Source organism: Streptomyces sp. NPDC001508, from assembly GCF_040298665.1.
In the GTDB taxonomy this organism is placed as follows: domain Bacteria; phylum Actinomycetota; class Actinomycetes; order Streptomycetales; family Streptomycetaceae; genus Streptomyces.
Genome location: NZ_JBEPAP010000061.1, coordinates 52,991 through 59,928 on the forward strand (window position 1 = coordinate 52,991; position 6,938 = coordinate 59,928).

Below are 6,938 nucleotides of genomic sequence, written 5' to 3' on the forward strand. Positions count from 1 at the left end.
TCGATGAGCCGAGTCAGTGGGTCCACTGTGACATCCGCCAACATCTGCTCGCAACCGACAAGTTGAAATTTGCAAGTGGTGGCGTGCATGCTGCTTGCGTCAACAAGTGATCGACTGAGGCGCCGGAACCGACCGCGTGAGACGGTGACCCTGGAACCTGGTGCGAGGGGGTAAGCGTGACCGCGGAGACCGACTGGGGCGGCGCTCCTTCCGTCCTTCGCATGATCCTCGGCCGGCAGCTGGAGGAACTGCGCAACCGGGCCGGTCTGACCTATGAGGAGGCCGGCGAGGCCATCGGCGTCAGCCACTCCACCATCCGCCGTATGGAGGCCGCCAAGGTGGCCAGGCTGCGGCTGGCCGACGCCGAGAAGCTGCTGCAGACCTACGGCGTGACGGACCGGGAGGAGATAGAGACCTTCCTGCAGTCCGTGCGCGAGGCCAACAAGCGCGGCTGGTGGCACACGTACCGCGATGTCATGCCGGACTGGTTCGCCGCGTATCTGAGCCTGGAGCAGGCCGCGCTGCACATCCGCGCGTACGAGAACGAGTTCGTCCACGGGCTGCTCCAGACCCCGGCCTACGCGCGTGCCCTGCTGGGCGCGGGCAATCCACACGCGTCGGCGGACGCCACGGAGCGACGGGTCGCGCTGCGCATGCGCCGCCAGGAACTCCTTGTGCGCAAGGCGCCGCCGCGGGTGTGGATCGTGATGGACGAGACGGTGCTGCGCTGGCCGGTGGGCGGCCCCGACGTGATGCGCGCGCAGATCGACCATCTCATCGAGGTCAACCGGCTGCCGCAGGTGACCCTGCAGATCATGCCGTTCGCCAACGGCCCCCATCCCGCCATGCGGGCCGGGGCCTACCACCTCTTCCGGTTCCGGGCACCCGAACTCCCCGACATCGTCTACCTCAACGGCCTGGTCGGCGCCGTCTATCTGGACAAGCGCGACGATGTAGTGGTGTACCGAGAGTCCCTGGACCGGTTGGGCGCCCAGGCGGCGCCCGCCAGAAAGACCGAGGCCGTCCTCGGTGCGATACGCAAGGAGCTCTGACGTGCACCACCCCATACACAACGGCATGCCATCCCGGGAACTCGGCGCGCGCGGCTGGACCAAGCCGTGGAGCGACGACGCCGGCGGCGCCTGCGTGGAAGTGAAGAAGCTCGCCGACGGACGCGTCGCCGTGCGCCAGTCGACCGACCCCGAGGGCCCGGCGCTGGTTTTCACCCCCCGCGAAATGACCAGTTTCCTCACGGGTGTGAAGTCGGGTGATGCCGACTTCCTCCTGTGAACCGACTTGTTATAGCTGCGTTGTAGCTGCTTGTTCCATCGATCCCCTGCTGCATCCCCGACTCGAATGGGAGACACGGCGTTGCCCGACAACGGATGGCCGGCCGACCGCATCGACACCGAGAACGCCCACTCCGCCCGGATCTACGACTACATCCTGGGCGGCAAGGACTACTACCCCGCTGACAAGGAGGCGGGCGACGCCATGGCGCGGGAGTGGCCCGCCCTGCCCATCCACATGCGCGCCAACCGGGACTGGATGAACCGGGCCGTGCGCTGGCTCGCCGAGGAGGCGGGCGTGCGCCAGTTCCTGGACGTCGGCACCGGCATCCCCACCTCTCCGAACCTGCACGAGATCGCGCAGGCGGTGGCCCCTGAGGCGCGGGTCGTCTACGTGGACAACGACCCGATCGTCCTCACCCTCTCCCAGGGGCTGCTGGCCAGCGCCCCCGAGGGCAGGACGGCGTACATCGAGGCCGACTTCCGCGACCCGGGCGCCATCCTGGACGCCCCGGAGCTGCGCGAGACCCTTGACCTCGGCAAGCCGGTGGCGCTCACGGTGATCGCCATCGTCCACTTCATGCTCGACGAGGACGACGCGGTCGGTGTCGTGCGCCGTCTGCTGGAGCCGCTGCCCTCCGGCAGCTATCTGGCGATGTCCATCGGCACCGCCGAGTTCGCGCCGCAGGAGGTGGGCCGCGTCGCCCGCGAGTACGCGGCCCGGAACATGCCGATGCGGCTGCGCACCATAGACGAGGCCCACGCGTTCTTCGAGGGCCTCGACCTGGTCGAGCCGGGCATCGTCCAGGTCCACAAGTGGCACCCGGACGGCACGGGCGAGCAGGGCATCCGCGACGAGGACATCGCGATGTACGGAGCGGTGGCCCGCAAGCCGTGACCTCCCGGGGCCGGGACCCGTCGGGTTCCGGCCCCGGTCAGCGGGTGGCGGGTCCTGGGTCGGTGGTCGGGCGGAAGACGCCCGTCTCGACGATCCGCACGTGCTGCCGCCCGCGGACCGCGGAGGTGCGGTGCAGCACGACCAGGGCGGCGTCGTCGTCCAGGCGGCCGCCGGTGTGGGCGACCAGATCGCGCTGCACATGCTGGACGAGGGTGTCCGGCGGCGCGTCGCACCACCGGGCGACGCGCTCGGCCAGCGGGTAGAAACGGCCGTCGGCGTCGCGGGCCTCGATGACGCCGTCGGTGTACAGCAGCAGGGTGTCGCCGGGTTCGAAGGGGATCTCGTCCAGCTCACGGTCGGCCGGCCCGCATCCCGGTACCAGCCCGCAGTCCCTGACCCCAAGGGGCGGGGAGGGGCGCAGGGTCGGGACGGTGACCTTGCGGCCCTGGCAGAGCAGCAGCGGCGGCGGATGACCGCAGGTGGCCATCCTGACGACCGGGTGCCCGTCGGGGATCTCCACCAGCAGGGCGGTGGCGAAGCGCTCGCCCGCCTCCTCGGGCGGTTCGGATTCGGCCGCGTAGCGCTGGACGCTCTGCTCAAGGGACTCGGCCAGGTCCGTCAGCACGGGACGCCGGGGGGCCGCCTCACGGAAGGCCCCCAGCAGGGTGGCGGCCTCCCCGATCGCGGACAGCCCCTTGCCGCGCACATCACCGATCAGCACGCGTACCCCGCCGAACGCGCGGGTCGCCGCGTACAGGTCGCCGCCGATCTGGGCCTCGTCCTCGGCCGCCAGATACAGGGAGGCGATCCGTACGAAGCCCATCTGCTCCGGCAGCGGCCACATCAGGACGTGCTGCGCGGCCTCGGCCACCGAGCGGACCCGGACCAGCTGCGCGTGCCGCCGGTCCCGGATCGCGCAGTAGATCACGACCAGCACGGACAGCACCGTGAGGGTGATGAGCTGCACGATGCGGTTGGCGGTGGTCAGCTCGCCGTGCAGCAGCCCGATGAGGCTCTGTGCCACCACGGTCAGCGCCCCGACCGCCGCCGTCGTCCGCGGGCCGGCGAACGACGCGGTCAGCGCCGGGGCGATGACCAGAGCGGAGGCGAGGTGGAAGCCCTGGGGCGAGTGGACCTCCACCACGGTGATCGCGGCGATCAGCGCGACCGGAAGCAGCAGCAGCGCCTGACTCGACTGCCATGGCTGCCGGAGACCCGTCGCGCTCTGCCGGTCACCCATGTCATCCAGCGTGCCCCACCCCGGGCCGGTCGGCCATCCCTTGCCCGCCCGGCTCCTCCGGTCGGCCGTCGCCCAGTGCCCGTGGCCCGCCGTCGCACCGGTCCGCGCCGCCCCCGAACCGGACGCGTCGCCCCCGACCCTGCTGTGCCGGGTCGGCCCCCGTGTGCCGGGTCGTGGCCCCGTCCTGGTCGGCAGGGAGCAGTGGCCGGCCGACCCGGGCCATGTCCCTGCCGGAGCAACTGCGACGCGTCAAGGCCGGGCCGAGGCGGCGGGCCGTACGGCCGTCGTGGTCGCCCGGGACGGCCGGGCCCGCGCGGTCCTCACTGCGGCACCGTCGTGGCGGGTCGCTCCCCCAAGTTCTCGGCTTCGCTCGACCAGGGGGACCCCCATCGCGGCGGAGCCGCATATCGATACAGCCCCGCGCCCCTTCGGGGCCGGCGAATGCTATCTTCTACAACACTGTAGAAGTAAAGGTGGCTGCCGGTGCGGCTTAGTGCGCGATGGGGCGGCCCCGGAGTGAGGGAAGTCGACATGGCCCTGTGGGACCGCATCAAAGACTCGGCGTCGCAGATGCAGAATCAGCTGGTGGCGAAGAAGAACGACCTCAAGAGCGGTGCGTTCCGCGACGCGAGCATGGCGATGTGCGCCCTGGTGGCCGCGGCCGACGGAGAGATCGACCCGGCGGAGCGGCAGCGCGTCGCCCAGCTCATCTTCAGCAATGAGGTGTTGCAGAACTTCCCCGCGGACGACCTGCGGCGCCGTTTCGAGGAGAACCTGGACAAGCTGACCGCCGACTTCGACTTCGGCAAGGTCGGCGTGCTCCAGGAGATCGCCAAGGCGAAGAAGAAGCCCGCCGAGGCCCGCGCGGTGATCCAGATCGGCATCGTCATCGGCGGTGCCGACGGCGACTTCGACGCCACCGAGCGCGCCGTGGTCCGGGAGGCGTGCTTCGCGCTCGGGCTGCCGCCCCACGAGTTCGACCTGTGAGCGAGGGCCGTCGCGGCGGGACGCCGGCGCGGCGGCCGGGCGCGGCACCCGCCCGCCCCGGGCGGGTCCGCGTCACAGGGGCGTGGCCGCGTGCAGGAGCAGCAGCAGCGTGACCGCCGAGTTGGCCGAGAACATCGCCGACAGCAGCGCCCCGGTCGCGGCGGTCCACAGGGCCAGGCCCACGGCGGTGAAGATGGGCGGCCAGGCCCGCACGGCGGGCGCCGGTCCGAGCAGGGCCGCGACCCGGCGGGGGAGCGGGCCGGGAGCCGCGAAGGGCGTGAACGCGGGCGCGTGCGCGCCGTGGGGGACCAGTGCCGCCTTGCCGATCGCCCGGGCGACGGCCCGGCGGCTGCCGACAACCTGGGCCGCCGCCTCGTCCGCCCAGCGCTCGGTCGTATAGGCCACGGCCTTGCGCAGCGGCCACAGGAAGGGGTTGGCGCAGGCGGCGAGCCGGACCAGCAGCAGATGGCGATGGTGGCCGGCCGCGAGGTGTGTGCGTTCGTGGGCGAACAGGGCCCGGCGCTCCCGTGGGGCGAGGCGGGTGAGCATGCCCGTCGAGACCACGATGCGGTCGCGCGGGCCGCCCGGCAGCGCATACGCGTACGGCTCGGCGTCGGGCAGCACCGCCACCTCCGTGCGCGGCAGCTCCGCAAGGGCCCGGTGGGCGCGGCGCCGGAACCGGTGATGGTGCAGCAGCGCGCGCAGACCTGCGCCGACCACCGCGACCAGCGCGGGAATCGCGGCCTTGCCGACGATCTCATGGCGCGGCACGCTCTCCCGCACCTCGGGGTCCGACCAGCCGTCCGGCAGCGGGTTGCCGGGCAGTTGCGCGGTGCCGACCACCATCAGCAGCGCCAGACACACCGTGCTGCACAGGGCCATGACGCAGGAGACGCCGGTCAGCAGCAGCGTCGCGGTCCGTGGGTGGAGGCGCTGTTCGGCCAGGCGCGCGATCGGCCAGGCGGTCAGCGGCAGCACCAGCGGGAGGAAGACGAAGATCCCCATGCGGTCAGTCCTCGTCGCCGGCCTGGTCCAGCAGTTCGCGCAGCAGTTGCTCGTCGTCCTGCGGCAGCGTGGTGACGAAACTGGCCAGCACCGCCCTGCGGTCCCGCTCGCCGTCCAGGACCTTGTGCATCTTCAGCGCGGCGAGCCCGGCGCCGTCCGAGGCGGGCAGCCATACGAACGAGCGGCCCTCGCGCCGCCGGGTGACGGCGTCCTTGGCCAGCAGCCTGGCCAGCACCGTCATCACGGTGGTGTAGGCGAGATCGGCGGCCAGATGGTCCTGCACCCAGCCGGCGGTCACCGGGCCGTCGGCCTCATGGAGTGCCGCGAGCACCTGCGTCTCCAATGCGCCCTGCGCCCGGCGCGGACGGTGCGGATCCGGGTTCGTCACACGCTGTCTCCCCTCTGCTGCGCCCCGCCCGGCTCCTCGCCCCGGGGCGTCACATCGTATAGAGCCGGCGGCGGCCACCCGTTCGGGGAGGGCCGCCCATGGCCGAAAGCGGCCGTCGACGCAGCGTCACCTCGCTTCCCCGGGCCGCCGTGCAGCGGTGTGGCGCATTCGGTCGGGTCTGTACGCGCCCTCTCCGCGATTACTTCTACAGTGTTGTAGATTCTAGCTCGGTCCGTGGCACGGACCCGAGTCGACCGCGTGTGTGGAGGTATGGAGCATGGGTGTTTCCCTGGCCAAGGGCGGCAATGTCTCGCTGAGCAAGGAGGCGCCGGGGCTGAGCGCCGTGCTGGTGGGGCTGGGCTGGGACGTACGGACCACCACCGGGGCCGACTTCGACCTGGACGCCTCGGCGCTGCTGCTGACCTCCGAGGGCAAGGTCGCCTCGAACCAGCACTTCGTCTTCTACAACAACCTGAAGAGCCCCGACGGCTCGGTGGAGCACACCGGCGACAACCTCACCGGTGAGGGGGAGGGCGACGACGAGTCCGTCAAGGTCGACCTGGCCGCCGTGCCCGCCGAGGTCGAGCGGATCGTCTTCCCGGTGTCGATCCATGACGCCGAGTCGCGCGGCCAGAGCTTCGGGCAGGTCCGCAACGCCTTCATCCGCGTGGTGAACCAGACGGGCGGCGCCGAGATCGCCCGCTACGACCTGTCCGAGGACGCGTCGACCGAAACGGCCATGATCTTCGGCGAGTTGTACCGCAACGGCGCCGACTGGAAGTTCCGTGCGGTCGGCCAGGGGTACGCCTCGGGCCTCGCGGGCATCGCCGCCGACTTCGGAGTCGATGTCTGAGCCGCGACGCGCGCCGAAGAACCGTGTGAGGGCCGTGCCCTGGGCCCTCGCACGCCGGCGTCCCGGCCGCCTGCCCCGCGTCGGACGGGTCCTCGTACCGGCCGGGGAAAGAGCGTGAGCGTTGTGCCGGGCCGGTGTCCGGCAGACCGGGCGGACTTCGCGCAGGCGCTCCGACCGGCCGCGGACGCCGCGGAGATCCACGCGGCCCCGAGCGTCGATGCCACCGGCCGGGCGGCGACCCGGCCGCGGGCCTGGGCGCCGGCCGCGGACGCCGAGAT

General features: G+C 71.8%; 8 protein-coding genes. 5 read left to right on the top strand and 3 right to left on the bottom strand.

All coding sequences use genetic code 11. The annotated features are described in order from the left end of the window. The first annotated feature begins 176 nt into the window (after nucleotides 1–176). The 3 genes from ABT245_RS36575 to ABT245_RS36585 all read left to right on the top strand — a co-directional run bounded on the left by ABT245_RS36575 (nucleotide 177) and on the right by ABT245_RS36585 (nucleotide 2,187). Nucleotides 177–1,052, top strand: a complete 876-nt coding sequence (locus tag ABT245_RS36575) for a Sco1979 family transcriptional regulator (RefSeq protein ID WP_351742525.1) — start codon at nucleotides 177–179, stop codon at nucleotides 1,050–1,052. Between the two features lie 25 nt (nucleotides 1,053–1,077). Next, nucleotides 1,078–1,290, top strand: coding sequence for a DUF397 domain-containing protein (locus tag ABT245_RS36580; RefSeq protein WP_351742556.1), 213 nt, complete (start codon nucleotides 1,078–1,080; stop codon nucleotides 1,288–1,290). A gap of 81 nt (nucleotides 1,291–1,371) precedes the next feature. After that, nucleotides 1,372–2,187: an SAM-dependent methyltransferase gene (locus ABT245_RS36585; protein WP_351742528.1), complete on the top strand. Its 816-nt coding sequence runs from the start codon at nucleotides 1,372–1,374 to the stop codon at nucleotides 2,185–2,187. Between the two features lie 37 nt (nucleotides 2,188–2,224). Here the strand turns inward: ABT245_RS36585 and ABT245_RS36590 are convergent, their stop codons facing one another. Next, entirely contained in the window at nucleotides 2,225–3,427 is a 1,203-nt protein-coding gene (locus ABT245_RS36590; RefSeq protein ID WP_351742531.1) for a PP2C family protein-serine/threonine phosphatase, read from the bottom strand. Nucleotides 3,428–3,958: 531 nt separating this feature from the next. Between ABT245_RS36590 and ABT245_RS36595 the strand changes: the two genes are divergently transcribed. Next, nucleotides 3,959–4,414: a tellurite resistance TerB family protein gene (locus ABT245_RS36595; RefSeq protein WP_351742534.1), complete on the top strand. Its 456-nt coding sequence runs from the start codon at nucleotides 3,959–3,961 to the stop codon at nucleotides 4,412–4,414. Nucleotides 4,415–4,486: 72 nt separating this feature from the next. Here the strand turns inward: ABT245_RS36595 and ABT245_RS36600 are convergent, their stop codons facing one another. Together ABT245_RS36600 and ABT245_RS36605 are read right to left on the bottom strand one after the other, a co-directional pair. Beyond that, nucleotides 4,487–5,419, bottom strand: a complete 933-nt coding sequence (locus ABT245_RS36600; RefSeq protein ID WP_351742537.1) for a M56 family metallopeptidase — start codon at nucleotides 5,417–5,419, stop codon at nucleotides 4,487–4,489. Between the two features lie 4 nt (nucleotides 5,420–5,423). Further along, nucleotides 5,424–5,807, bottom strand: coding sequence for a BlaI/MecI/CopY family transcriptional regulator (locus tag ABT245_RS36605; RefSeq protein WP_351742540.1), 384 nt, complete (start codon nucleotides 5,805–5,807; stop codon nucleotides 5,424–5,426). Between the two features lie 277 nt (nucleotides 5,808–6,084). Between ABT245_RS36605 and ABT245_RS36610 the strand changes: the two genes are divergently transcribed. Further along, nucleotides 6,085–6,660: a TerD family protein gene (locus tag ABT245_RS36610; RefSeq protein WP_351742542.1), complete on the top strand. Its 576-nt coding sequence runs from the start codon at nucleotides 6,085–6,087 to the stop codon at nucleotides 6,658–6,660. Nucleotides 6,661–6,938: the final 278 nt, after the last annotated feature.